25 protein-coding genes are annotated in these 24,989 nt (G+C 43.3%); 18 read left to right on the top strand and 7 right to left on the bottom strand.

Features of this window, described 5'->3' with window-relative positions:
• Positions 1-127: 127 nt before the first annotated feature.
• Positions 128-1,210, bottom strand: a complete 1,083-nt coding sequence (locus tag ABD010_RS12005) for an AI-2E family transporter (protein WP_425542261.1) — start codon at positions 1,208-1,210, stop codon at positions 128-130.
• Between the two features lie 178 nt (positions 1,211-1,388).
• Between ABD010_RS12005 and ABD010_RS12000 the strand changes: the two genes are divergently transcribed.
• The 4 genes from ABD010_RS12000 to ABD010_RS11985 all read left to right on the top strand — a co-directional run bounded on the left by ABD010_RS12000 (position 1,389) and on the right by ABD010_RS11985 (position 5,794).
• Positions 1,389-3,116 carry a phospho-sugar mutase gene (locus ABD010_RS12000; protein ID WP_343813319.1) on the top strand — a complete coding sequence of 576 codons (1,728 nt, stop codon included), beginning with the start codon at positions 1,389-1,391 and terminating at the stop codon, positions 3,114-3,116.
• 44 nt (positions 3,117-3,160) lie between these two features.
• Entirely contained in the window at positions 3,161-3,520 is a 360-nt protein-coding gene (locus ABD010_RS11995) for a DUF488 domain-containing protein (protein ID WP_343813317.1), read from the top strand.
• Positions 3,521-3,676: 156 nt separating this feature from the next.
• Positions 3,677-4,117: an OsmC family protein gene (locus ABD010_RS11990; protein ID WP_343813316.1), complete on the top strand. Its 441-nt coding sequence runs from the start codon at positions 3,677-3,679 to the stop codon at positions 4,115-4,117.
• Positions 4,118-4,399: 282 nt separating this feature from the next.
• Positions 4,400-5,794: an L-cystine transporter gene (locus tag ABD010_RS11985; protein ID WP_343813314.1), complete on the top strand. Its 1,395-nt coding sequence runs from the start codon at positions 4,400-4,402 to the stop codon at positions 5,792-5,794.
• Between the two features lie 232 nt (positions 5,795-6,026).
• On the opposite strand, the gene ligD is transcribed toward ABD010_RS11985, so the two are convergent.
• Positions 6,027-7,811, bottom strand: a complete 1,785-nt coding sequence (gene ligD, locus ABD010_RS11980) for a DNA ligase D (protein WP_343813312.1) — start codon at positions 7,809-7,811, stop codon at positions 6,027-6,029.
• Between the two features lie 80 nt (positions 7,812-7,891).
• On the opposite strand from ligD, the gene ku reads away from it, so the two are divergent.
• The 6 genes from ku (at position 7,892) to ABD010_RS11950 (ending at position 13,042) form a co-directional block, all read left to right on the top strand.
• Positions 7,892-8,752, top strand: coding sequence for a non-homologous end joining protein Ku (gene ku / locus ABD010_RS11975; RefSeq protein WP_343813310.1), 861 nt, complete (start codon positions 7,892-7,894; stop codon positions 8,750-8,752).
• Positions 8,753-9,048: 296 nt separating this feature from the next.
• The gene (locus ABD010_RS11970; RefSeq protein WP_343813308.1) at positions 9,049-10,227 is read left to right on the top strand and encodes a M24 family metallopeptidase; all 1,179 of its coding nucleotides are present in this window, start codon (positions 9,049-9,051) and stop codon (positions 10,225-10,227) included.
• A gap of 183 nt (positions 10,228-10,410) precedes the next feature.
• Positions 10,411-11,430 (top strand): acyltransferase family protein, encoded by a 1,020-nt coding sequence (locus tag ABD010_RS11965; protein WP_343813306.1) that lies wholly within the window; start codon positions 10,411-10,413, stop codon positions 11,428-11,430.
• Positions 11,431-11,459: 29 nt separating this feature from the next.
• The gene (locus tag ABD010_RS11960) at positions 11,460-12,287 is read left to right on the top strand and encodes a sugar nucleotide-binding protein (protein ID WP_343813304.1); all 828 of its coding nucleotides are present in this window, start codon (positions 11,460-11,462) and stop codon (positions 12,285-12,287) included.
• A 180-nt stretch (positions 12,288-12,467) separates the two neighbouring features.
• Entirely contained in the window at positions 12,468-12,731 is a 264-nt protein-coding gene (locus tag ABD010_RS11955; protein ID WP_343813302.1) for a type II toxin-antitoxin system Phd/YefM family antitoxin, read from the top strand.
• Positions 12,728-13,042, top strand: coding sequence for a type II toxin-antitoxin system RelE/ParE family toxin (locus tag ABD010_RS11950; RefSeq protein ID WP_343813300.1), 315 nt, complete (start codon positions 12,728-12,730; stop codon positions 13,040-13,042). The genes ABD010_RS11955 and ABD010_RS11950 overlap by 4 nt, the downstream gene beginning before the upstream one ends.
• An 89-nt stretch (positions 13,043-13,131) precedes the next feature.
• Here ABD010_RS11950 and ABD010_RS11945 read toward each other — a convergent pair whose 3' ends face one another.
• Positions 13,132-14,481 carry a YjiH family protein gene (locus ABD010_RS11945; protein ID WP_343813298.1) on the bottom strand — a complete coding sequence of 450 codons (1,350 nt, stop codon included), beginning with the start codon at positions 14,479-14,481 and terminating at the stop codon, positions 13,132-13,134.
• A gap of 203 nt (positions 14,482-14,684) precedes the next feature.
• Between ABD010_RS11945 and ABD010_RS11940 the strand changes: the two genes are divergently transcribed.
• The 5 genes from ABD010_RS11940 to ABD010_RS11920 all read left to right on the top strand — a co-directional run bounded on the left by ABD010_RS11940 (position 14,685) and on the right by ABD010_RS11920 (position 17,705).
• Positions 14,685-14,987: a phasin family protein gene (locus tag ABD010_RS11940; RefSeq protein ID WP_343813296.1), complete on the top strand. Its 303-nt coding sequence runs from the start codon at positions 14,685-14,687 to the stop codon at positions 14,985-14,987.
• Positions 14,988-15,114: 127 nt separating this feature from the next.
• Complete coding sequence (locus tag ABD010_RS11935; protein ID WP_343813294.1) at positions 15,115-16,689, top strand: FMN-binding glutamate synthase family protein; 1,575 nt, start codon at positions 15,115-15,117, stop codon at positions 16,687-16,689.
• Positions 16,690-16,805: 116 nt separating this feature from the next.
• On the top strand, positions 16,806-16,937 hold the full coding sequence (locus ABD010_RS11930) for a hypothetical protein (RefSeq protein ID WP_343813292.1): 132 nt from the start codon (positions 16,806-16,808) through the stop codon (positions 16,935-16,937).
• 93 nt (positions 16,938-17,030) lie between these two features.
• Positions 17,031-17,309, top strand: a complete 279-nt coding sequence (locus ABD010_RS11925; RefSeq protein ID WP_343813290.1) for a YwdI family protein — start codon at positions 17,031-17,033, stop codon at positions 17,307-17,309.
• Positions 17,310-17,336: 27 nt separating this feature from the next.
• A complete protein-coding gene (locus ABD010_RS11920) occupies positions 17,337-17,705 on the top strand; it encodes a DUF423 domain-containing protein (RefSeq protein WP_343813288.1) in 369 nt (122 codons plus the stop codon).
• Here ABD010_RS11920 and ABD010_RS11915 read toward each other — a convergent pair.
• The 3 genes from ABD010_RS11915 to hemQ all read right to left on the bottom strand — a co-directional run bounded on the left by ABD010_RS11915 (position 17,700) and on the right by hemQ (position 19,653).
• Positions 17,700-17,951: a hypothetical protein gene (locus ABD010_RS11915; RefSeq protein ID WP_343813286.1), complete on the bottom strand. Its 252-nt coding sequence runs from the start codon at positions 17,949-17,951 to the stop codon at positions 17,700-17,702. The two genes, ABD010_RS11920 and ABD010_RS11915, sit on opposite strands and share 6 nt — an antisense overlap.
• A gap of 73 nt (positions 17,952-18,024) precedes the next feature.
• Positions 18,025-18,510 carry a spore coat protein GerQ gene (gerQ, locus tag ABD010_RS11910; protein ID WP_343813284.1) on the bottom strand — a complete coding sequence of 162 codons (486 nt, stop codon included), beginning with the start codon at positions 18,508-18,510 and terminating at the stop codon, positions 18,025-18,027.
• A 402-nt stretch (positions 18,511-18,912) separates the two neighbouring features.
• Positions 18,913-19,653, bottom strand: coding sequence for a hydrogen peroxide-dependent heme synthase (hemQ, locus tag ABD010_RS11905; RefSeq protein WP_343813282.1), 741 nt, complete (start codon positions 19,651-19,653; stop codon positions 18,913-18,915).
• A gap of 196 nt (positions 19,654-19,849) precedes the next feature.
• On the opposite strand from hemQ, the gene pta reads away from it, so the two are divergent.
• Positions 19,850-20,821, top strand: a complete 972-nt coding sequence (gene pta / locus ABD010_RS11900) for a phosphate acetyltransferase (protein ID WP_343813281.1) — start codon at positions 19,850-19,852, stop codon at positions 20,819-20,821.
• Positions 20,822-20,896: 75 nt separating this feature from the next.
• On the opposite strand, the gene ABD010_RS11895 is transcribed toward pta, so the two are convergent.
• A complete protein-coding gene (locus ABD010_RS11895) occupies positions 20,897-21,745 on the bottom strand; it encodes a lipoate--protein ligase family protein (RefSeq protein ID WP_343813279.1) in 849 nt (282 codons plus the stop codon).
• A gap of 97 nt (positions 21,746-21,842) precedes the next feature.
• Between ABD010_RS11895 and ABD010_RS11890 the strand changes: the two genes are divergently transcribed.
• Together ABD010_RS11890 and ABD010_RS11885 are read left to right on the top strand one after the other, a co-directional pair.
• Positions 21,843-23,147 carry an HD domain-containing protein gene (locus ABD010_RS11890; RefSeq protein WP_343813277.1) on the top strand — a complete coding sequence of 435 codons (1,305 nt, stop codon included), beginning with the start codon at positions 21,843-21,845 and terminating at the stop codon, positions 23,145-23,147.
• A 66-nt stretch (positions 23,148-23,213) separates the two neighbouring features.
• Positions 23,214-23,720: a YwgA family protein gene (locus ABD010_RS11885; protein ID WP_343813401.1), complete on the top strand. Its 507-nt coding sequence runs from the start codon at positions 23,214-23,216 to the stop codon at positions 23,718-23,720.
• The last annotated feature ends 1,269 nt before the right edge of the window (positions 23,721-24,989 follow it).

The following is a 24,989-nucleotide window of genomic DNA, read 5'->3' as shown; positions in this document are numbered from 1 at the left end:
TTATGCTGCTGCGCCTTATTTTTGCAGATAAGTATAAAACTTTCTTACTGCATAAGTGCAACTATGGCTGTCACCTAAAGGCTTGGTGACAACTAAGTTTTCTAATCAGTCTGAGAAGGCTCATACATTATATCAAAACATCATCCCCGTTTTTCTTATAATATGTCTGATAAACATGGACAATAACTGTTTTGACGATTGCATAGAATGGCACTGCAAACAGGATGCCAAGAAATCCAGCGATACTTCCTGCCGCCAGAATAATGGTGATAACTGTGAGCGGATGCAGCCTCAGCGCGCGTCCCATAACGTTTGGCGATACGAGGTTCCCCTCCAGCTGCTGAGCGACCAGCATAATAATACCTATCCATACTAAATTCATCGGATCCTGAAAAGCCCCAACAATCAGTGCCGGGATAACCGCAAGAAATGGTCCGACAAAAGGGATGACATTAACGAGCATCGCGAACAGTGCCAGTGTTAATGCATAATCCAGGTCAATAATCGAGTAACCAATGTACAATAATACGCCGATGCAAAGGCTGACAATCAGCTGTCCCTGTATGTAGGACGTTAATGTTTCATCAATTTTATGAAGCAGTTCCCGGAAGTTATCGGCTTTCTTTTTTTCAAATATTTGTGTTACAAATGGAACGAATTTGTCGCCGTCCTTCAGCATGAAGAACAGGAAAAACGGAATCAGAACAATCGCGAAGACAAAGCTGATGAGTTCCCCAACAAATCCGAATATGAATGACATTGCAGACTCTATGTATGTTTGCAGGTTGGCCGTAATGTTATTGATGGTTTTGTTGACCTCTTCCGGTATATTTTCCTGGTTCGCCTGCCAGTAGATGATTAATTCCTGAACACCGTCAACCATTTCAGGAATGTTTTCAATCAGTTTGGATACCTGTTTCTGAGCAATTGGAGCAATATAGGTAACCGCCAAATATCCAAATAGAATCAACAGCAAAAACACAATGATAATGGAGATAATCCGGTTTATTTTATATTTTTCCAGAAGATGCATGACCGGCCGGGTTAAGTAATAGAGGACACCTGCACCGATTAGCGGAATCGCAACAGCCCCAACATATTTAAAAAGCGGATCAAAGATAAAATCGGTTGCTGAAATCAGCAGTATCAGTAAAAAAATCAGTATAAAGGTGACCAGCGTTTGGAACCACCGCTTATGCTGCATCATCATCACAACTTTCTTTTTGTTTATTAATCTCTATTTTAACCGTTTGGGGGCAGAATAAAAAGGATGCTTTTTCATATTTTTGGATAAGACCGTCAAAAATGGCTTGTCCATAGTATAAATGATAAAAGTATGCTAGAATTTGGGCATATAAACGGGATTTACATAGAGGGGGAAATGATAATTGGACAATTGGGAAGAAGTGCATGAGAAATGGACATCCTTTCAGAACCTTGATCCGTCATTAAAAAAGGAGCTGGACCATTTAGCGGGTGATAAAAAGAAGCTGGAGGATGCGTTTTATAAGGAATTGACATTCGGTACCGGGGGCCTGCGCGGTGTACTGGGGCCGGGGATTAACCGGATGAATATTTATACAGTGCGAAAAGCGGTAAATGGCCTTGCACAATATTTAAAAGAAAATACGGTGAACGTGTACGACCGTGGTGTAGCAATATCGTACGATTCGAGGTATATGTCACAAGAGTTTGCACTTGAAACAGCGAAAGTTCTCGGAGCATATGGAATCCGGTCGTATGTTTTTGATGAATTGCACCCAACGCCGGCACTGTCGTTTGCTGTCAGAAATCTGGGAACGGCTGCAGGGGTTATGATCACCGCAAGCCATAATCCGCCTGAGTATAACGGGTTTAAAGTATATAATGAAGATGGCGGCCAGATTACACCGGCCGAAGCCAGTGAAATCATCACATTTATCCAGCAGACGGAAAATGAACTGACCGTCCCATATCTGGAGCGAAGTGAGCTGGATAATAAAGAACTGCTTAACTGGATAGGCGAGGAGATTGATAATGCATATCTGGAAGAACTTGCTCAGATCTCCAGGCTCGATGATGACGGGATCAAGCGTGAAAAAGACCTTCCAATCGTATTTACGCCTTTGCACGGAACAGCGCTGGAATTAGTGACGAAAGGATTGAGACAGCTGAACTTCACCAATGTTGACGTTGTGAAGGAACAGGCAGCACCCGATCCTGAATTTTCAACGGTCGACTCACCAAACCCGGAAGAACACCAGGCATTCACAATGGCTATTGAAGAAGGGAAAAAATCAAATGCTGACGTATTGATTGGTACCGATCCGGACGCTGACCGACTGGGGGTTGCAGCGAAAGATGACGCTGGTAAATACAGGGTGCTGACCGGGAATCAGCTTGGGTCATTGCTGTTGGACTATATCCTTTCCCATAGTGACAAAGCGATTCTGACAAACGGCCGGCTGATCAAAACGATTGTGACATCAGAACTGGGCAGAAAAATTGCCGCTAAGTATGGTGTTGAAACGATTGATACACTGACCGGCTTTAAATTTATCGGGGAAAAAATCCGCCAATTTGACGCAACCGGCGAAACATTTGTTTTCGGCTATGAGGAAAGCTACGGCTATTTAATCAGCAGCTTCGCCCGTGATAAAGATGCCGTCCAGGCCGCCATTCTTGCCTGCGAAATGGCGTATTACTGGAACAAACAGGGCAAAACACTGCATGATGCACTGCATGACCTTTTTGAAAAACACGGATTTTATTTGGAAGGGATGTCCTCTTTAACATTAAAAGGAAAAGAGGGTTCTGAAAAGATTGCCGCCATTATGGAAAGCATCCGGAAAGAGCCACTGGCGGAAATAGCAGGGCTGAAGGTACTCGAAGTGGAAGATTACTTGTCAGGGGAACGAACTTTTCCGGAAAATGGGTCAGTTGAAAAAATCAAACTGCCGAACGAAAATGTTGTAAAATATAAGCTTGATAACGATTGCTGGGTATGTCTCCGCCCATCCGGAACCGAACCGAAAATCAAGTGTTATTTCGGAGTCTGCAGTTCAAGCAATCAGGAAAGTGTGGAAACGTTGGAAAGCCTGAAAACAGAAATGGAAAACGTGATGAATCAGGTTTGAGTTGTGGATGGCAGTGGAACAATCACTATAGTGAGGTGATATAAATGCCGGTACAAATCAAACGAATTTATGAGGATGCAAGCCAGGATGACGGTATTCGCGTTTTGGTGGACCGTGTCTGGCCAAGAGGCATGTCCAAAGAAAAAGCGAATATCGATCACTGGATGAAGGAAATTGGTCCATCGTCTGATTTGCGGAAATGGTTCGGACATGACCCGGAAAAGTTTACTGACTTTAAGGGAAAATACAAGGACGAGCTCAGCAGCGGCGAACAGCAGGACGAGCTCAGCAAATTGAAAGACGTCACAAAAGAAAATAATAAAAACGTAACACTGCTGTATTCCGCAAAAGACGAGAAACATAACCAGGCAGTTGTCCTGAAAGAAATATTGGATCACCAATAACGATAACCTCCACCGGATTGTGGAGGTTATTTTGGTGTGATGGGATGGTCGATTTTTAACTCAGTGGATGCTGATTAAAAACTTCCTTACAGCAAACCAACGTTGTTTGATGTTATAGTGATTTAAAAGATAAATTTTTTACTCGAGGTGATGATGGTGGCAGAGCATCAATTTGACTTGAAAGCAGATTGGCCTGGTGGACGAAACAATACAGGTTACATTGAAGCAGGAAATTTACAGACGAAAATATCGATTCCGCCTGAGATGGACGGGCCCGGTGTTGGTACAAATCCGGATGAGATGCTTCTGGGTGCAGCTGCGACATGTTATTTAATTACGCTCGCTGCTATGATCGAACGGGCGAAACTTCCATTGAAAAAGATGGCGCTGGACTCAGCGGGAATTGTCGATGTAACGGATGGTGTTATCACATATAAACGTATTATTCATACGCCGCACGTTTCATTACAGGACGATGCAGAGAAGAAACATTATCGTATGCTGGAAAAGCTGGTTGAGAAGGCGGAAGAAAGCTGCATGATTTCACGTGCCTTGAAAGGAAATGTGAGTGTGGAAGTTGAGCCGGATATAACATAAAGCAAACTGCTCAACTCAATATTTTTCTTTAATCCTGTACCGCTTTTATCGGGTGCGGGATTATTTTTTTGCTCATTCAGCTTCTCTTTTAGAAAAACTCGGCATTCGCCTCGTCTTATAGCGATTGCCGAAGTTTTTCTTATAAGGTCAACCATAATTTATACCCTCTGACGTTACTAAAAAAATCAATTTCTTGACACAATTGAGCCCGCCCCTGTATATTCTTAAAGTATATTAAGTTTATCAGAATAATATACTTAAAGGTGTGAAGGGGGAATTTTTGTGGAAACAGTATATGTTGTCATTAATTTAGCTGTGCTGTTAATGGTGGTCGGTTTACTGGTATATATGCAGAAGAAGCATTTTTCATTCAGTAAACGAGTATTCACCGGATTAGGTTTGGGGATTGTGCTGGGTGCAGTCCTGCAGATGGTTTATGGTGCCGAATCGGAAGTATTGAGTCAAACGGGAGCATGGTACGATATTGTCGGAAGGGGTTATGTCAGCCTGTTGATGATGATTGTTGTGCCGCTTGTAATGGTATCAATCATCCAGTCCATCATTAATTTGGAAAAATCATCTGATCTGGGCAAAATGTCCGCATGGATTATCGGAATTCTGGTTGGAACAGCCATGATTGCAGCAGTGGTTGGAATCGGAAGTGCGGGATTATTCAATTTGAATGCTGATCAGATTGATGCCGGTCAGGCGGAAAACGATCGGGGGCAAATGCTGGAATCAACCTTGAGTGATGTGGAAAACATGTCAACTCCTGAAAAAATTCAAAGCTTTATCCCATCGAACATTTTTCTTGATATGACCCAGCAGCGGCCGACATCGGTTATTGCAATTGTTATTTTTTCTATCATTGTGGGTATCGCCGTTCTTGGATTACGGAGGAAAAATCCGGAACAAGCTGAAGTTTTCACTAAAATTGTCAACTCGTTTTATGCGGTGGTAATGCGGATTGTAACATTGATTCTGCGATTGACACCATATGGAATTCTGGCATTAATTGCAAATATGGCCGCAACAACAGATATTGCCGGCATAGTTGAACTCGGCAAATTTGTTATTGCTTCCTATGTGGCATTGATTGCCATGTTTATCATTCACTTGGTGTTAGTTGGGTTATTCGGATTGAACCCAATGACCTATCTGAAAAAAGTGATGCCTGTGTTGGGTTTCGCGTTCTCATCCAGATCAAGTGCCGGGACGATTCCGTTGAATATCCAGGCGCAACGGAATTCACTTGGTGTTGATTCGGGTATTGCCAATATGTCTGCGTCGTTTGGCGCAACCATCGGGCAAAACGGGTGTGCGGGTATTTATCCGGCCATGCTTGCGGTTATGATTGCACCTTCCGTTGGTATTGACCCGTTTACACCCGGATTTCTGATTAAATTAGTATTGATTGTCGGCATCAGTTCATTCGGGGTTGCCGGAGTCGGCGGTGGAGCAACTTTTGCAGCATTGATTGTTCTATCATCGATGGGACTTCCGGTTGCACTTGCCGGGTTGCTGATCTCGATTGAAGCCTTGATTGACATGGGACGTACTGCACTGAACGTAAACGATGCAATGCTCACCGGAACATTGACATCACGGATTTTGAAGAAATTAAATTTGAAAACATACAACGATAAAACTGCCATTCAACAGGACATTTCGGCATAACGTTTGAGATAGGGGGCGGCTTTTTCATCGGGCCGCCCCCTCAATTTATGCCGGCAGCATTCAAATCGAGAATTCGAGCGAACGAGCCGCCAAATCGAGCGAACGACGCCTCGAATCGAGCGAGCAGCCCCTAATTTTGATCGAACCACACTCCAAATCGAGCGAATCCACGTAAGTCGAGCAAACAGTACTTAATATCGTCCGTCGGTAGCACTGCTGGTACAGCTAACATCTACCTCACCAACTTCAGCAATTTATCCATTTTCTGCTTCTTCCCGACTTCCCAGTATTCAGCAAATGGGCATCCTTTTGCTTTCACGCGATTGACCGTATTTTCAATGGTAAATAAATCCGGGGTGAGGCCTTTTTTTACTTCACTCCAAAACAACGGTGCAGCGATGGCGGCATCGGCGGATCTTCTTGGTGAATAGGGGGCGATCAGTGTTTTATCTTTTCCGTGCTGGACATAGTCGATATAAAGTTTACTGCCGCGTTTTTCCTTTAATCGCTCTGTCGTAAATGAATCAGGGTAGCTGCGTTCAATTGTCCAGGCGATTGCCTGCGTGAAAACGGCTGTTTCATCGTAAGTCAGACTGCCCTCGGGAATGGGAATGTGCACCTGCAGCCCTTTGCCGCCGGACGTTTTTACGAATGATGTCAGCTCCAGGTCATCGAGCATTTCTTTTAGAAGGCCTGCAGCTTTAATGGCAAGTGGGAAAGCCTCTCTGCCCGGGGGATCAAGATCGAAAACTATTTCGCAAGGTGTTTCACTGCCAATAGTCTGAAAGGGCACATGGAATTCAATTGCCCCATGGTTGGCAAACCACGTCAGAGAATTCAAATCTTCACAACTGAAAAACACCTCGTCATCCATATCGATTGCCCGTATGTATTCAGGCGCATAATCCGGCAGGTGTTTTTGAAAAAATGACGTGTCACCAACCCCGTCAGGACAACGGATGACCGTTAAGCGCCGTTCACGTAAAAATGGCAGCATATATGGTGCGATTTCCCGCATGTAGACGAGCAGATTACCTTTTGTCAGCTTGGGTTCCGGCCAAAAAACTTTATCCAGATGTGATGGATCAATCACTTCCGGAATCATGGCAATATCTTGTTGCAGCTTGTCCCACGTGCAGTCATCAGCTGCCATCTTGGGCAGAAGGCGGACAAATTCAGGCTCGCGGACTTCCCCGCCATGTAAATCAAGGGTATGTATCTCAGCACAGATCGCTGGCGGCAGGCGATAGCCGCCCTTTTCGGCAATGCCTTTGGATAAAAAAAGAGACTTCAGCGTTTCCATTTGTTCGTCATCTAAACCATGCTTGCATTTGCCGACTTCATGAACGCCGTCCTTGTCAAAAACGTCGGCAGTGAAATAGCCGTTTCCCGGATGGTAGAAGGTTAAAAAAACGGTAATCGTCCGCCAATTTTTTATCTTATACCAGTCGCGATGCTTTTTTTCAATCCCGTAAGTACTGTCCCGGCGTTTGGCAATCAGTCCTTCCCCTTTATTTTCAAAAATTTCGTTCCAGAGTACAGCTGCATCTTCATGAAAGGGGACATACCGTATCCGACCGTCCGCTTCCAGCCTGCTCAATACATCCGCAAGCCGCTGTTTTCGCACACTAAAGCGCACATTGTCATCCTGATCAAGCAAATCAAACGTCATAAAACTTGCCGGATGCGCATCAGCAGCTGCCGAAATTGCTTCCTTATTGCCAAGGCGCCCACGCTTTTGAATGAATGAAAAATTAGCCTGCATCGGATTGTTCAAAACAACCAGTTCTCCGTCTAATTTGAGCGGCAGTGCATCCGCAACCAAGTCCTGCTGCTCCTGACAATAGGCAATAATCTCCGGAAAATTTCCGGATAAATCCCGGTTATTTCGGCTGAAAAGCTTTATGGAATTCTTGTCCCAAACAAGTACACACCGGAATCCGTCATACTTCACCTCGTAGACCCATTTATCACCGTGTGGAATTTCCCGACTGGCAATTGGCTTCATTAATTTCATTTAAACGCCCTCCTCATTAATAAAGTGGCTAATTCCGGGGGAAAATATGACCGGAACAAAAACGACAGGAGGTTTTCAGGATGCACACGATGTGGAAAGGAACCATCAGTTTCGGGCTTGTCAACATTCCAGTGAAGATGCATGCCGCTACGGAAAACAAGGATGTTAAGCTCAGACAGCTCCATAAAGAATGTCAAACACCAATAAAATATCAACGGACATGTCCCAACTGTGACCGTGATGTGGAAAGTGATGAAATCGTTAAGGCGTATGAATATGCGAAAAATAAATTTGTCGTACTCGATGATGAAGAACTTGCCAATCTAAAAAAAGAACAGCAAGATAAGGCGGTTGAAATTGTTGATTTTGTAAAATTGGAGGAAATTGACCCGATTTATTTCGAAAAAAGTTACTATCTGTCGCCAAGTGAAGGCGGTGGGAAAGCTTACGGATTGCTGCGGTCAGCCTTGAATGAGACAGGAAAAATAGGTGTTGCCAAAATGATTATCCGGTCGAAGGAACAGCTTGCGGTTATTCGGATTTATCAGAACACATTGGTCGTGGAAACGATTCATTATCCGGATGAAGTGCGCGCGGTGCAAGATGTTCCGAACGTCCCGGAAGACACCGAAACGGCCAAAAAAGAACTGGACACCGCCAAAATGCTGATTGATCAACTTACAACCGAGTTTGATCCGGAAAAATACAAAGATGATTATCGTACCGCGTTACTCGAGTTAATTGAAGAAAAGAAAAACCAGGACGAGGTTACCACCGCAAAAGAAAAACCGAAGCCGGATAATGTCACCAATTTGATGGATGCCCTCGAACAGTCACTGGACCGTGCCAAAAAAGACAAACCAAAAACGAAGAAGAAAACCGCATCATCCTCAGGCAAAAGGAAAACGGCATCATCAACCAAAAAGAAAACCGGATCTTGACCAGTTATTGGTTTAAAACCCGGGCTAATTGTGCGAATAGCTGGTCAAACGTGCGAAGTCATCCCGCAAACGTGCGAACAGCCGACTCAAACGTGCGAAGTTATCCCGCAAACGTGCGAACAGCCGGCCCAAACGTGCGAAATCATCACATAAACGTGCGAAGTCATCCGCAAGTTCGACATACTACCGGCACCAACCGAATTTTGTCGAATAATCATTCGTGTGAAGTTGTTTGACACGAACCTTTTTCCGGGAATAGTTGTATAAATCTTATCATGGAAGAAGGGAAAAGGTTTATGGAACAGCGGTTTGAAACTTCGGAATATCAGCAGCGCCTTGAACAGGTGAAAGCAAAAATGGAACAACAGGGTGTGGACGTTTTGCTTGTTTCCAACCCTTCCAATATGAATTATCTGACTGGATATGATGCATATTCCTTCTACGTCACACAGGCTCTGATTGTTATTAAAGAGCAGAATCAGCCGATTTGGGTTGGCAGAAGACAGGACGCGAACGGTGCAAAATTAACAACTTGGATGGATGATGAACACATTTATTATTACACCGATGATTACATGCATTCCGATACGAAACATCCCATGGACGTTATTGCTAATTTGTTTAAAAAACAGAAGCAGGATCAAAGGCGGATTGGTGTTGAAATGGGCAGCTATTTTTTATCCGCAATGGCCTATGAAACATTTAAAAGCTGGCTGCCTGATGCATCTTTTATCGATACGACAACATTGATTGGATTTGTCCGGATGATAAAATCAAATCAGGAACTGCAATATATGCGAAATGCAGCGGCAAATGCCGAGGAAGCGATGCAGGCTGGAATTAATTCCATTCAAAAGGGGATCCCTGAAAATGAAGTTGCTGCCAATATTTATTATGCCCAGATTAATGGTGCCGAGGGAATTGACGGTGACTATCCATCGATTGCTCCGCTGCTGCTGTCAGGCGTTAAATCATCCAGTCCTCATCTGACATGGAGCGGGGAAGTATTTAATGGCGATGAGATTGTTACCATTGAATTGGCTGGTGTGCATAAACGGTATCATTCGCCACTTGCCAGAACCATCAAGCTTGGTGAACCTTCATCGAAAGAAAAACGATTAGGTGATGCCGTAACGGACAGCCTGAATCAAACGTTAAATGCCGTCAAACCAGGTGCAACGTGCGGAGATTTGGCGCTTGTGTGGAGTGACACCATCCGTAAACATGGCTTTGAAAAGTATGACAGACTCGGATATTCGGTTGGCTTAAGTTATCCGCCTAACTGGGGCGAGCATACGGCAAGTATCCGGCAATACAATCAGACGGTGCTTGAGCCAAACATGACGTTTCATTTAATTCCCGGGCTTTGGGAGGCGGATTGCGGGGTTGAAATCAGTGAAACGTTTGTTGTCACTGAAAACGGCTGTGAAACGCTCGCAAACTTTCGACGGGAACTGATCAAGAAGGAAGGATGACAGTCTGTGTTTTTCGGGAGCACAGATTGACAGGCTTGTTTTTTACGTGAATGTATCATTTTTTCATTCTGCTTACACTTAAATAACAACCTCATGAAAACACTGGATTTCTATCGTACTTTTGTTTGAAAATGGGTATACCGTAGTAAAGAGGTTAATTTTGAGAACAAAGGAATGAAAAAGATGAACAGAAACGCGTATTTTGATAATGCGAAAGTCTTTTTAATATTCTTGGTCGTTTTCGGCCATTTGATTCAGCCGTTTACAGAGGGTTCTAACGGGATGAACACACTGTATCTGTGGATTTACACATTTCATATGCCTGCATTCATATTCCTGGCAGGATTTTTTGCAAAAGGGTCGGGTAACTGGAAGTATATTATCAATCTGGCAAAAAAATTGCTGGTGCCGTACCTGATTTTCCAATTGCTTTATACAGCTTACTATTTTTTCATTGGAAAAGAAGGCTGGCAGAGCGGAATCTTTTATCCGCAATGGTCACTATGGTTCATGTTCAGTCTGTTCAGCTGGCATATCCTGCTGGTCGGCTTTAAAAAACTGCCGGCTGCAGCAGGCATTATCACAACAATTGTCATCGGACTGGTGGCAGGATATTTCGGTGATATTGGTCATACGTTCAGTTTGTCCAGAACAATTGTATTCTTTCCGTTTTTCCTGATGGGGTACTGGATGACCAAAGATCAGGTAATGGTATTGAAGCGGAAAGGATTGCAAATAACAGCGGTGGCTGTATTGGTCGGAACAGCAGCAGCGATTTACATTGCGCCTGAGTTTAATTCAGGCTGGCTGTTGGCATCCAAATCATACGGTGACTTGGGGCTGCCGGAATTCGGCGGATTAGCAAGGCTGCTTGTCTATGGCACTTCAGCTGCCATGTCGTTCAGTATCCTGGCTCTGATTCCTCAGTCACACAGTAAAGCTACCAAATTGGGGGCCAGAACATTATATGTTTATTTGCTTCACGGATTTTTCATTCAGCTTTTTCGTGCGACGAATCTGTTTGAAGTGAACAATTTCTTTGATGTACTGGGTCTCGCTGTTATAGCGGCATCAATTGTTTGGCTGCTTTCGAGCAGACCAATTCAGGGAATCTGGCAGCCGTTTATTGAAGGGAAGGCATCGATTTTAAGAGATGTCTTCAAGGATCACGGCAGAAAAGGAAATCAGCATCTTAATACGTGAAGCAAAATTAGTGAAGGAAGGTGTTCAATATGAAAGTATGTGTATTCGGTGCAAGCGGTTATGTGGGAGCGTCCGTATTTCAACTGGCAAAAGAAATTCCGGAAGCTGAGGTAACCGGCACATACCTGGAAGAACCTGCCTTGTTTGATGATTTGTATAAACTGGATGTTAACCAGCCGGAGTCGTTTTCCGATTTCTATAAAGAAGTTGATCCAGATGTTGTCATCTGGTCTGTAATGGATGGTCCTAATGAGCACGAATTGACGGATCAGGGGTTGTTGCATCTGATTACACATTTGACACCACAGACAAAACTGATTTACATTTCATCTGATTTTGTCTTTACAGAAGGGAAAGGCCCCTACAGTGAAGCTGATCCGATGTCCAAACTGCCTGATGACCATTTATTCAGCAGTTATGCAAATGCAAAGATCAAAGCAGAGCGTTTTATCACAAATGAGCTTTCCAATTATGTTATTTTGCGTGCTGGTCCAATTTACGGCGAAAATAAAATCGGCAAACTAGATGAACGTACTGATAAACTATCCTGTTATCTTCGTTCCGGCAAGCCGGTAGCATACCGCGATGATTTAATTCGCACGTTTGTTCATGTGAATGATTTGGCAAAAGTCATTCAGGAGCAGATTGAAAGTGATGTGACCGGTATTTACCATACTGGCGAATCAGAGAGCAGAAGTTTTTACGAGTTTATGCGTATGACGGCTGAGCAATTCGGCTACAATAAGCAGCTCGTTGAAAAAGGTTCCGAGCGGGAAAAAGTTGATCAGGAAGTACCGAAAGACACATCATTAAATACAGAAAAAATCAGGCAAATTACGAAACTTACTTTTGGCTGAAACGTATAACAGATGACCCTCTATAGTTTGATATATTAAAACAGCCCGCTGTCTGCATGATGGCGGGCTGTTTTGATGCGTGACTATGTATTTTTCCGTAGGGGATTATATACAATTTTGTTGTTATTATATCAATATTTTGATAAAATATTGATATAATATAATGAAGAGGTGTATATAATGCCTGAGATTAGACCGAGCTCCGATCTTAGAAATAAGTATAATGAAATATCATCGTTTTGCCACAGTTACCCTGAACCGGTATATATTACCAAGAATGGTGAAGGCGATTTAGCAGTAATGAGCATTGAAACTTATGAGCGACTTGTCGGAAAGTTTGAGTTGTATAAGCTGCTCAATCAGGGAATGGAGGCAGTAGAAAAGAATAAAGTAAAACCATTCCGTGATGCCGTGACAGATATTCAGAAAGGGCTGTCGGAGTGAAGGCTTACCATTTGGTCATTACAGAGCCTGCAGAAACTGATTTAAAAGAAATTGCTGATTATATTGCAAAGGAATTGTTGGAACCGACTGTTGCTAAACAATTAATTGCGAAGATATCTGAATCCATTTTTGAATTGGAGCGGATACCCAAACGACATGCATTGGTTGATGATGAACGTTTAGCCAGTCAAGGTATAAGGAAATTGTTGGTGGACAATTATATTGTTTTTTATATGGCTTCTGAAAAGGATACTTCAGTCTACATTATTAGAATTCTTTATGGTAGACGAAATTGGATAAGTATGTTGTAGGTGATGCATAATGAGTTCAAAGAAAGAGACTTATATTTAAAAAGGCCGCATTTGTTAATGAAAAATGCGGCTTTTTTAATGTTAGGAGTTTAAAAAAGCATATGTGCAATCAGTACGATAACAGGCAGTGTAATAATGGTCCGAAGCAGGAAAATAACGAATAGGTTCCAAAAAGAGACGGGAACTTTCGATCCGAGCAACAAGCCGCCGACTTCGGACATGTAGATTAATTGTGTAACGGATAATGCAGCAATAATGAATCGGGTAATTTCCGCTTCGACCGATGTAATCATAATCGATGGAAGGAACATGTCCGCAAACCCGATCAGAATCGTTTCGGATGCTGCTTCCGCATTTGGTACCTGCATCAGTTCAAGCAGCGGGATAAACGGCAGCCCAAGCCAGGAAAAAACCGGTGTATAGGTGGCAATGATTAATGCAATCAGCCCGAACGCCATAACAATCGGGGCCACACCCATCCACATATCGAGAATGTTCTGTCCACCTTCTTTAAAAAATTTGTATACGCTTGTCTCTGTTTTTGCTTGATCCAGTGCTTTTTTATAGCCGAATGTGAGACTGTTATGCCCGCGTGGAACTTTTTCTTCGATATCTCCTTCCGCTTCACTTATGTATGTATTGGCTTTTGTGGAAAGTGGCGGAATACGCGGCATGATCAACGCTGCTATTACCCCGGCGGCAATAACTGTCAGATAAAACGGGACAAACATATGAATCAGACCCACCTGATCAATGACAACCAGGGTGAACGTAATGGAGACAACCGAAAACGTTGTACCGATGACGGCTGCTTCTCTTTTTGTATAATAACCATCCTCATACTGTTTACTCGTCAACAGCACACCGATTGTACCGTCGCCTACCCAGGAAGCGAGCGAATCGATGGATGAACGGCCGGGCAGCCGGAACAATGGACGCATGATTTTGGTCATCAACGTTCCGAAAAAATCGAGCAATCCGAAATTCATCAGGAGCGGCAGGAACAGTCCGGCAAATAAAAACACGGCAAATAACACGTGCAGCAAATCGCCCAGCAGCAGCTGCCCTGTATCAGGTCCGTAAATCACTTCAGATCCCAGCCGGAAATACACCATTACTGCAAAAATGGCGGCAGCAATTCGTGTAATCGTCCAGAAAGTGCTTACACAAAAAAGCTGTTGAAAAAATGGTGTTTTTTGGAACCCTTCTTCACCGGCAATTTTGCCGATAATGGTCATGATTGCGGTGAGCACGATAATAATCATCATAATGAATGAAAGCTGATTTTGTAATGCTGCCTGGAGCCAATTGGACAGGATAGCAATTGGAATAGTCATCCCCGCATCGGTGCTGACAGGAGTCATGAACAGAAAAATGCCGATTAGCGATGGCACTATGAATTTAATGTGATCTGACCATTTGTATGTATTTTTTTGCATTGTATCCTCCTAAAAAGTCAGTTTTCATCATTATAAACGATTCTGTCACATATGACTATGAGCAAACATAATTATATTCTATTTGATAAATGGTTTAGAATCATGCATAATTCGGGTAAAGTATCGTGAGTACATGATTATTTCAGTGACATCGGCAGTACTCTATCCGATTGAGCAATATAGACTTAGAAGGGGGTGGCAATATGAGTGACTTTTTAAAGAAAGGTTTTTTGCTCGGCCTTGGTGCAGCAGTCAGCGGTAAAGAAAGACTCGACAAAAAGCTGAAAGAACTTGTGGAAAAAAACGAACTGACACAGGAACAGGCACGAACCGTTATGCGTAATTTCGTTGAAAAAGGCGAGCAGAAGACAGATGAATGGAGCACAAAGCAAACCGAACAGACACAGGAGATGGCAACTGACCTTGGTTTAGCCACCAAAGCTGATATAGATGAACTGCGCGAGCGCATAGTTGAACTCGAAAGCAGACTGAAACAGGAACAGTAATATACAGACGCATGCGGATCTCCCAGGTGGGGGATCTTTTTTATGGGGATGTATCGGATCCCAGCCTCTATGTTTAATCACAATTAGAAAGGGAATATATTTTTAGTACATAAATGGGGGGATCAAGATGGAGATAGGATTGTTGACAGCGCTTATCATTATTATCGTGCTTATCGTGGGCATACCGTTATTTTTATTGTTCCGTTTATATATGCACGATGCAAAACAAAAAGAGCATTCGATTCTGCGGAACTATCCAGTTTTGGGCAAAGTCCGCTACATAATCGAAAAGGTTGGACCGGAATTCCGGCAGTATTTGTTTTTGAACAATAATGAGGGAAGACCGTTCCACCGCAGGGAATTTGAGTATGTGTATAAGGCAGCCAAATACAACAGCCGGATGATCGGATATGGTTCGGAACGTAACTTTGAAGAAGAGGGAATGTATATTGTCAATAATATGTTTCCGAGCCAGCGGGAAGAATTAAGGATTGACCAGAATCCGAAAATCGATACAAAGTTGTATACCATTGATAATGAAAAATTGATCAGCCGTAAAGAACATAGTGAAACGCATAAAATAAATCCATTTTATCTGGCGGATGAAGATGCAATTATACTTGGTGAACATACCGTTCGAAAGCCATTTAAGTTAAATGGCATCATCGGACAATCGGCTATGAGTTTCGGCTCGCTGGGGGATCATGCCATTACAGCACTTTCCAAAGGACTGGGCATGGCTGGCGGAACCTGGATGAATACTGGTGAGGGAAGTATTTCGCCGTATCATCAAAGAGGGGATGTCGACATCATGATGCAAATCAGTCCCGGGTTGTTTGGTGTCCGTACCAAAGATGGGGAATTTTCATGGGAAGAATTTAAAAAACAGAGTGAAACTGACCAGGTGAAGGCGTTCGAACTGAAGCTTGCACAGGGAGCCAAAACCCGCGGCGGTCATGTTGACGGGAAAAAAGTTACTGAGGAAATTGCTGAAATCAGAAAAGTGGAACCATGGCAGGAAATTAACAGTCCAAATCGGTTCCGTGAATTTGATGATGCACATGGATTGCTTGAGTTTGTCAATAAACTCCGTGATGTCGGCGGCAAACCTGTCGGGACCAAAATTGTGGTCGGCAATGAACAACAGGCGGAATCATACATTAAAGCAATGAAGGAGGCGGATATCGTCCCGGATTTTATTACGGTTGACGGTGGTAACGGCGGTACTGGTGCGTCTTATTTTGAACTTGCCGAATCAGTGGGACTGCCGACATTTGCTGCATTGCCGCTCGTAGATGATTTACTGAAAAAATATGGTTTGCGTGAGCGGACACGTATCATAGCGTCCGGACAGCTGATTACTCCGGATAAAATCGCTATGGCACTTGCACTAGGTGCTGACATGATTAATATTGCCAGAGGATTCATGCTGTCAGTTGGCTGTATCATGGCACAGGTCTGCCATACGAATAATTGTCCTGTCGGGGTTGCAACAACAGATCCGGATTTGCAAAAAGCATTAAGCGTCGAAGAGAAAAAGTACCGGGTATGCAATTATCTGGTGGCGCTTCGTGAAGGCGTGTTTCAGATGTCTGCTGCTGTCGGTATTAAAAGTCCGACAGAATTCACCCGCGACCATATCGTATACAAAAACCGTCTGAATCAATTGAGCCGAGATGAAGATCTTTCCCGAATAAGTTAATATTATCAGTGAATTGCGCAAATTATAAATTGAATATTGATTCCTTTTCCGTAATTATGTAAAATGAAAGATGGGAATCGTATATAGGGTTCGTTTCTTTATGGGGGGATTTGTGTATGGAAAGTTTTTCGCAGGTTCACGAAGATACAGAAGAAAAGCTGGGCAGGGAATTAGCAGAAAATGAAATGGAATTTTTACATTGGGTCTATCAACGCTATGCTGAAGAACAGCAGCATGTAGGCACATAAGGGAAATAGATATGAAAAAAGTCTTGACGGTGTTCAAGGCTTTTTTTCATGATGTGTGAAATGGTATACTCTGATATAAGGGAGTGAGCGTACGTGGCAGTAGCCAATGAGACGATAATAAAGAAAATGATCAACGAATTAAATAAGGCACGGGATGCGGAAGATCATGTGATGAAAAACCACATTGCCAACGTGCAGCTGCTTTGTGATCTTTTGCTGGAAGGTGACAACACTCAAGCTGACAAAACAAACATTACGAAAGAGGAAATGAAGGCAATGATTGGTGAGAACAGCAATAGTAAGGTGGAACCTGTACAACACAGCACAATCAAGCATGATGATGCAAACGGTGATTCACTTTTTGACTTTTAACACCAGGATTGCGGAAGGAGCAGAACGATGAAATTATTTTTACTGTTGGGTGTACTAAACGGGTTTTTGGCAGTGGCCTTGGGTGCTTTTGGAGCACATGGTCTTGAAGGAAAACTGACGGAAAAGATGCTCGGTATTTGGGACAAAGCGGTAACTTATCAGATGTTTCATACGATGGCACTGCTTGTAACCGGATTGCTTTTTGCCAAAATACAAAGCAGCGGGATGACGTGGGCTGGCTGGATGTTCTTTGTCGGGATTGTCCTGTTTTCCGGCAGCCTGTACATTTATTCACTTTCAGGACTGAAGCTGTTTGCGATGATTACTCCGATTGGCGGTGTAGCGTTTTTGGCAGGCTGGATATTGTTGGGCTATGCCGTCATGAAACACTTATAACTGAAAAAAGAGAACAAGTGTTAAAAGAAGCAGCATGGCAGCCTTTATGAACTGTTTCAGCCCTTCAGTAGTGTGGAATGTGTTCATGGCGATCAAGCCTTCAAAAATCATACTGACTGCCAGGAGAAAGATGCAGAAGAAGATAATCAGCAGGAATCCCTGGAACATGGCAATCAGTCCAATGAACACAGCTGCTGCAAGTGTAAACAATTCCAGTCGGATAAACTTTTCATACGGATGTCGCATATGAAATTCCCCTTTGTTGGGACATTAGAAAAACTTGGGTGAATGCCAAGTTTTTCTAATGAGATACTGTCCCTTATCTTGATGGATATGTCGCCATACTTGAGTTGCCATATGGATAGGAATAATTAATTTCGCCCTCGAACGTTATATAATCCAAATAGATCATTAACAGTAAATAGCGTCTCTCCGTTTCCAGGTCACTGAGGATAATATGATCCAAGCCGGCCGCTTCAATTCTTCCTCTGAATACTTTGGAACTCCACTCGGCGTCATTTTCAAACGACATGTAAACGGTAGCAATTTTTCCTTCATTCAGCCGTAATATATTTTCAATGTATGATGATTGTTCAGTCGGCAACGTTGGTTCGCCTTGTTCCTGTGAGGGGGGTGCAGTGCCCTGCGGCATTTGCATCTGCATCTGCATCTGATTCTGATTCTGATTCTGATTCTCTTGTCTCGGATCATAGGCAGGATAATACGCTGGTGCTGCCTGCGGATAATAATAGTACGGATAATACGCCTGATACGGATTATTGCCGTATGGATCAAAATTACTCATCGAAATACCTCCTTGATTTTAATAGACTTTTAGACATTCGCATGTCTTGGGGACATGAAAGCAATGTGACTTATATCTGCCGGCAACCTCCTGACCGATTCTTCGGGCCGGACATTTGTTATATGGTCTGAAAAATCACAGCGAATTGGTTGCCGGGTGATATGGTTTCCTAATAATGGTTTTGCGAGCGAGTTTGATGTCCTGTTATCTGGCAAAAATAACCCTGACAAAAACACCTCTCGTTTCTGCAGCTCATGCTGTAAGGCTACTAGATATGTGTATGCAAAATGGGCGGGAAAAATGAATGACTTTTGGATTATCATAATCCGGCATTTCGGGAGTGGCAGCATTACGTTGACAGCAAAAAAATGTCCCGGACTGATACAGCCGGGACAATTGATTTTATACACTCAAATATGGACTAACATCTTCTTTTGGTAAGTGATTACCAACGAAAAATTCACCGAACTCGCCATACTTGGCACTTACTTCGTCAAAACGCATTTCATAAACGATTTTCTTAAGCTGCAAAACATCATGGGCAAACAGGGTTACACCCCATTCCCAATCATCAAAGCCAAATGATCCGGTAATAACCTGCTTAACTTCTCCAGCGTATTTCCGGCCAGTTTTGCTGTGCTCGTACAATAGTTTGGCACGTTCCTTAAAATCGAGCGAATACCAGTTTTCTTCTCCCTGCCGACGCTTGTCCATCGGGTAAAAGCACATGTGCTCCCATTTCGGCAGAATCGGGTGCAGGCGCTCAAGTGTCCGGGGATCATCAGCCGGGCGCTGTGGACCATATTTGGAAAGTTCAACAACCGACACATACGAATACGCAGGTTTAAGAAACTCTGCAAATTTCGATTTATTAAATTCCGTTTCCATGTCTGTCAGTTCATTCATCGTCGGACGAAGGAACATAAACATCAGATCTGCCTTCTGTCCAACTACTTTATAAAGAACATGACTGCCGTTTTCATCTGCCTCTACGGATTCCCATTTAGTAAGCAGGTCTTTAAATTCATCAACCGCGGACTTGCGCTCCTCGTCTGATACCATTTTCCATGAGGTCCAGTCGATGGTCCTGAGATCATGTAGGCAATACCAGCCATCCAATGTTTCAACTGCTTCAGCTGCCATTTACTATCTCTCCTTCAATTTGAAAAAATTATCACATGTTTTTACTATATCATAAGAAGGGAACAATAATCATGGGATACAGGTTTCGTCAACGTTCTGTCAAAACTGTGCCGAATTTCAGGATGAGTTTCTTTATCTGAGAGCGGCTATCGATTATCATTTAATTAGCAGTAATTCGAGTTTGGGAGGTTTTGTAATGAGCAGTCTTTTTGAACAGTTGAGCAGTAAATTAGATACTGTAAATAAATCCATTGTTTTTCCAGAAGGCACTGATGAGCGGGTGTTGACTGCCGCCAGTCAGCTGGGCGCTGCTGGTGTGCTGACTCCTGTTTTGCTTGGGGAAATAAACAAGATAAGGGGAAAAGCAGAGGAAATTGGTGTGGATATCAGTGCATGCCGGTTAATGGATCCGAAATCATTTGCTGAATTTGATTTAATGGTTGAAACATTTGTTGAGCGCCGTAAAGGAAAAGTTTCGGATGAAGAAGCTCGGCAGATTCTCTTGGATGAAAATTATTTTGGTACGATGCTTGTCCATATGAATCAGGCGGACGGACTTGTCAGTGGCGCCGCTCATTCAACTGCGGACACAGTCAGACCGGCATTGCAGATTATTAAAACGAAAGCAGGAATTAACAAAACATCCGGCGTTTTTGTCATGGTCCGCAACGATGAAAAATATGTGTTTGCTGACTGTGCGATTAACATCAACCCGGACAGTCAGGATCTCGCTGAAATTGCGGTGGAGAGCGCCGACACAGCAGCATTGTTTGACATTAATCCGCGTGTGGCGATGCTCAGTTTTTCCACAAAAGGATCGGCAGCATCGCCGGAAACGGAAAAAGTTACCGACGCTTTATCGGTTGCCCGGGAAAAGAACCCCGGCCTTCTAATTGATGGGGAGTTCCAGTTTGACGCCGCATTCATCCCGGAAGTGGCAGCAAAAAAAGCGCCTGACTCTGTACTTGAGGGAAATGCGAACGTGTTTATTTTCCCAAGTCTTGAGGCGGGTAACATCGGTTACAAAATTGCGCAGCGTCTTGGAAAATTTGATGCAGTCGGTCCGATCCTTCAGGGGTTGAACAAACCGGTAAATGACCTGTCACGCGGGTGCACCGCTGATGATGTGTACAAACTGGCCATTATCACAGCAGTCCAGGCGGGATAGTTTCTAAAAAGCTTGCAGCGCTGACTCTGACTGCAAGCTTTTTGTTCGTTGTAAACTTTTATAAATGTGCCGGATTCACTGCAATCTCGCAATCCCTTCATTTCGCTTCATCATCTGTGCATACCGCTTTTCAAATTGCGCTTCTTCTGCATCGGAAAAGTCCGTCAAGACAACATCTTCGCTAATTTCCTGCAATGTTTGAACAACCCGCTGTTTCATCTCATCAACGGTAATTCGTCTCCCGAGCAGTTCGGACAAAGATGCCATTGTGGACGGAACTACATCCGGAAAGTCAAAGTTTGTTTCGGTATTTTTAAGGGCCACATCGTAAAAATCCCGAATCAGTTTCGCCCGTTCAAATCCTTTTCCTTCCACATCCAAATAAATTTGAATGGCCGCGCCATCCTTTACGCGCCGCTGCGAAATACCGGCGAATTTACGGCCGCCAATGCTCAGATCATAATCCCCGGGGCAGTAAGAGCCGACGATTTCATACGCTTCAATTTCATCGGTTAAATCGCAAAACATGTACCTGACAAAGCCGACCATCGCTTCATAGCAGTCATAAATGGAAACATGTTTTACGTCAGGCAGGACAAGTGAAATGTTTAAAACGCCGGCATCCAGTGCGACAGCAAGCCCGCCGGAATTGCGGACTACTACTTGATATCCCCGGTCCTTAAGCAGTTTGACACCGTCTTCAATATATGGAACGCGAGCATCGGGAATTCCCAGAACAACTGTGTCCGGATGCACCCATAGTCTTACCGCTGGCACAGTCTGTCCGTCGACAAACAGTGCCAGCACATCATCAACCGCAAATGAGGTCAGTGCGGTATACGGTTTATGTTGAAACGTTTTTTTTCCGGAATGATCAAGGTAACGAATCGTTGCATTCCCGATGAGGTCTCGCCAGTTTTTCATTGTTTTCTCCTTTTGCATGTCAAGATTGACTCTTTTTAAGTTTGTACATCTATTATATAATATAATAAATGTTGTCGAAAAGAAACGGGTTGTAGATATGGCATATAAAGACGAACAATTAAACGAAGAAAAAGTGTTTAAAGATCCTGTTCACCGTTACGTTCACGTGCAGGATCGGGTGATTTGGGATTTGATTGCCACACCTGAATTCCAGCGGCTGCGGCGAATCAAGCAGCTTGGCACCACCTATTTGACATTCCACGGCGCCGAACACAGCCGGTTCAACCACTCGCTTGGCGTGTATGAAATTGTCCGCCGCATCTTGTATAACTTCCAGGGGCGTCCGCACTGGAATCCCGACGAACGGTTGCTGTGTTTGTGTGCAGCGCTTCTGCATGATTTGGGGCATGGTCCATTTTCCCATTCGTTCGAGAAAGTGTTCAAGCTGGATCATGAGTATTTCACCAAGCAGATTATTGTAGGCGACACGGAAATAAACCGGATATTGGAATGTGTTTCGCCCGGTTTTTCCAAAAAAGTTGCTGATGTCATTAATAAGACATATGAGGACAAACTCGTGGTCAGCCTGATTTCCAGTCAGATTGATGCCGACCGGATGGATTATTTGCAGCGTGATGCTTATTTTACCGGCGTCAGTTACGGTCATTTTGATATGGAGCGGATTCTCCGTGTGATGCGCCCGATAGAGGATCAGGTTGTCATTAAATCGAGCGGCATGCACGCGGTGGAAGATTATATTATGAGCCGCTATCAGATGTACTGGCAGGTTTATTTTCACCCGGTTACGAGAAGCGCGGAAGTGATTTTATCGAGAATACTGCACCGGGCCAAATATCTTTTTGAAGAAAATTACACATTCAAACTGAAGCCGATCCATTTTATCTCGTTTTTTAAAGAACAGGTGGATCTCAGTGATTATTTGAAGCTGGATGAGTCGATTGTTTCCTATTATTTCCAGTTGTGGCAGGAGGAAGATGATGATATACTGCGCGATTTGTGCGAGCGGTTCGTGAACCGGCGCTTATTTAAGTATATCGAATTCAATCCGAACCAGCAGATGAACGAATGGATGGAACTCTACCGGCTGTTTCAGAAGGCGGGAATAGACCCGGAATATTATCTGGTCGTTGATTCCTCGTCTGATCTGCCGTATGACTTTTACCGTCCCGGGGAAGAGGAAGAACGCCTGCCGATTCACTTGCTAATGCCGGATGGCGGGCTGAAGGAGCTGTCGCGTCACTCGGATATTGTGGAATCCATTTCCGGAAAAAAACGGACGGACCACAAGCTGTATTTTCCCAGGGACATGCTGGAAAGTCTTACCGATGATGATCCTGTTAAAAGTAGAATTTTGGACCTTTTATCTCCCGCCCGAAACTGACGAGACGGGAGGGGGTCCCCTTATATGCTTATTGAAGTTTCACTATATACGGAGGAATGAGAAATGATGTTGACGAATCATGCGAAGTTAATGCAATTTTTTTCAGTGGCACAAGACATCAGCGGACGGAAAAAGCTGCAGAAAATGATCTATATTTTACAGCAGTGTCACGTACCATTTGAAGAAAAATATCAGTTTCATTTTTATGGACCCTATTCCGAGGAGTTGTCACTGCGTGTGGAAGAGCTGTGCAATCTCGGATTCATTGCCGAGGAGAAAGAGGAACGAAGCAATTATTTTCAATACAATTATACGATTACCGATGACGGGAAAGCCTTTTTAAATCAATTTAAAATGGACATGCCGGAGATGACAACACAGGTTGCACGTTTGCAGGAGAAAAGTTCCCGTTTCCTTGAACTTGTTTCGACCATGCTCTTTTTTAACGATTTACCGGTAAACCAGCTGATTGAAAAAATACATACCGTCAAGCCAAAGCAAAAATATACGGACGAAGAAATCAGCGATGCGCAATCGTTTATTACATCATTACGTGAAAATCCGCCTGTTTGATAGCGGAAGTGTAAATAAGCTTTTTTTTATTTAAGCAATTTAATGCATTAACCATAAAAATAGCTTTAGGTTATGGTAAAATATAGGTTATCAAGCCAAGGACTGCGTCTTCCCTAGAAGGGAGGGTGCGTCGTTGCAATACTATTCAAGAAGACAAAGGAAACAACACGAAAAAATAAAGAAACCCGAGAGTTGGGCTCGGGTAGTATTTTACATCACAGCTGTATGTAAGAATTTATATGTGATTTGTTTGAACATCTTTGATTAACAGCGCACATAGAACATCTAGAGTAATAAAGTACCTGAGTAGGGTTGATTGAGGGATACATAGACTGTAAGCACTGGATTGGTCTGTCCAAGGGTCATGAAAGATGCTGTCATAAGTACTTGAGTTCTGATAATGTATTTATAGGGTAAGATGGTTGCAGCTGGTATCCTGAAACACTTGAAAGGGTGCTTACGTACAAAAAAGCACGACCTCTGATGTTAGTAAGACATCTTTAGGAGGTGTGCTTTTTTGCTTCGATCTTACCTTAGAGTTTTTGTTACGATAATTGTTACCTAAAAAATGGTACTGAAACATGAAAACTCTCCTGTAGCTTAAGTAGATAAACTTGGAGAGTTTGATCTTAACTCAGCTACGAAAGGTAAGTAAAACTTTCAGCCAAGTTCGTCCAAACTCTAAGTTGGATGGTAAGACCTGTCGTCCAAGAGAATGCGTGTTGCACTATTCAAGACAACTGCATGAGTTGTAATCATATTATATAATTATGTTCAAAAGTTTGCAAATAATACACGGACACCCGAAAATTTATGATTATTCTTGATGATTAATTTAAACATAGAAAAAGATTAGTTTCAATCCCTCTTTTAGGTGGGTTATGCAGGTTTTTGTAAATTCATAACTCAACTTTCGCAGGTCAAATGGGTAGATTAGTATTGATGACCGTACAGGGACATGAGATATATTGAGTGGATTGACTTTGGATTAATTTTATGTGGGTGTTAGTCTGCCGCTGCGGAAATACACGTCGCTTTTACTGCCAGCATAAGTGCGACATCAGCTCCAGAAAAACACTTTCGCTGTGTCTTCTTTACCGTGGGCGGCTGTTGAGCCTCCTTGTGCTCGTCGTGTTGCAAGCATATTCAGTGGTGTTACACTCCTCGCAAAAAAGATCGCTATCGCGCTACGGAGTCTCATCTAGGCCTCTGCTCCCACAGGAGTCTCCGCGTATTTCCTCCGCTGTATTATCCACTCTGCTGATATCG

The sequence above is a fragment of the Virgibacillus siamensis genome (assembly GCF_039522605.1).
Classification (GTDB): Bacteria; Bacillota; Bacilli; order Bacillales; family Amphibacillaceae; genus Lentibacillus; species Lentibacillus siamensis.
This window is presented reverse-complemented; position numbering and strand designations above follow the sequence as displayed.